At 74.5% G+C, this 1,352-nt stretch carries 1 protein-coding gene; it reads right to left on the minus strand.

The annotated features are described in order from the left end of the window. Nucleotides 1–156: 156 nt before the first annotated feature. Nucleotides 157–1,290, minus strand: a complete 1,134-nt coding sequence (locus tag GJ633_RS16680) for an ABC transporter permease (RefSeq protein ID WP_156589649.1) — start codon at nt 1,288–1,290, stop codon at nt 157–159. Between the last annotated feature and the right edge of the window lie 62 nt (nt 1,291–1,352).

Below are 1,352 nucleotides of genomic sequence, written 5' to 3' on the forward strand. Positions count from 1 at the left end.
GACGCGAACGACGCCGACACCGACGACGAGGAGAAGGCGGGCGGATCGGTCGACGGGTCGACGACGGAGTGACGACCGCGGCGGTGGACTCTCCGCCGCCGCGACCGACGTCGCGGCGGTCACACAGCCACACTCGTGTCACAGCCGTCACCCGTGTCACAGCCGCCGGCGGTCGACGAGCTTCGCGGCGGCCGCGACGGGAACGACACACCACGCGAGCAGCGTCGCGGCGAGGAGCCCCTGTGAGAGCCCCGCGTCGGCGATCGCTGCGGTGAATCCGCCGCCGGCGGTCGTCCCGAGTCCGCTCAACACGAGCACGCGGAAGACGCTCACCGGATTCGCGGCCAGCATCGCCGACAGCGCCGCGTCGGGGAGCGAGACGGCGGCGACGACGCCCAAGGCGAGGAGGTCGTGGACGAGCACGAACCAGACCCAGACCAGCAGAGCGAGCCCGAGCGCGTGCGTCTTCTCGCGGGCGACCGTCGACAGCAGGACCGCGATCGCGAGGAACGCGGCGCCGACGGCGACCGTCCCGGCGAGGAACGCCAGGAACGCTCCCCAGTGGGCCGTCCCGAACTCGCGGAGGAGCAGGAACCCGGTGAAGCCGAACCCGAGCACCGTCGCCCCGGCGAGCACGATCAGTCGGCCGAGGTACGCCCCGACGACGACCTCCCCGCGGCGGACCGGCAGCGAGAACACGACCGCGAGCCACCCCTCCGCCTCGCGGCCGACGATCGCGTCGTAGCCGACCGCCAGCGCCGCCAGCGGGACGAGATACGCCGCGAGGCTCGCGAGCGACGCGACGGTCCGCGCCATCCCCTCGGGGCCGACCGCCGATCCTCCGAAGGTGAGGATCATCGCGCCGAACACGGTGAAAAGCCCCGTGAGCGCGAGCGCCCACCGCCCGCGGACGGCGAGCCGGTACTCGGTCGCGGCCACCGCGAGCACGTGGCGGACGGCCGCTCGGAGCCCGTCGTCCTCGGCGGTCTCGTGAACCGTCTCCGACGCGCGGTCCGTCTCCGGAACCGTGTCGGTCCCGTCGGTGCTGGCGGTGCCGTCGCCGCCGGTGGCCTCGTCGGCAGCCTCGTCGCCGGCGATCGATGCCGATCCCCCCTCGTCGCCGATCCGGACGGTCGCGTGGCCGCCGTCTGGACGGGTGTCGTCGGGAGCGGCGGTGTCGTGCGCGGCCGCGTCAGCGTCGCGACGCCCGCGCGGTCCGGGTCGCTCATGGCGACACCTCCGCCGTCTCGGCGGCCCGTCCGGACTCGCCGTCGACCCCCTCGACGACATCGCAGAAGGCGGCGCGCAGGTCCGAACGGTCGGTGCGGTCGCCGGCGTCGATCGCGGCGACG

This window comes from Halorubrum sp. CBA1125, assembly GCF_009742825.1.
In the GTDB taxonomy this organism is placed as follows: Archaea; Halobacteriota; Halobacteria; order Halobacteriales; family Haloferacaceae; genus Halorubrum.